This is a genomic window from Vibrio sp. 10N.222.49.C9 (genome assembly GCF_041474985.1).
Taxonomy (GTDB): domain Bacteria; phylum Pseudomonadota; class Gammaproteobacteria; order Enterobacterales; family Vibrionaceae; genus Vibrio; species Vibrio crassostreae_C.
The window spans coordinates 1-233 of record NZ_JBFRVD010000934.1 but is presented as its reverse complement, the minus strand read 5'-3'; the positions used below and the strand labels follow the sequence as shown (position 1 = coordinate 233).

At 50.6% G+C, this 233-nt stretch carries 1 pseudogene; it reads right to left on the bottom strand.

Annotation, left to right across the window (positions count from 1 at the left end):
- Window positions 1-233, bottom strand: a pseudogene (locus tag AB4585_RS26290) (multidrug transporter); the annotation flags it as partial.

Genomic DNA, 233 nt, shown 5'->3' with positions numbered 1-233 from the left:
AGCAGATAGCCCACCAACATGATGGTTTGCAGCAAGATAACGATAAACAACACCCATGCCGCGCGATGAGGAAATGGTAAAGATAAGCTGAGGCTTGCCTCTCGTATCCAAAGGGAGGTGAGGGCAAAGGCGCTGCTACAAGCTAAACCTAATGCCGCAGTATTGAGAGATATGCTTCGAAAGCCTTGCGGACAACTGAGGATCAGTACGGCAACGCCTCCCACTAAAACCCC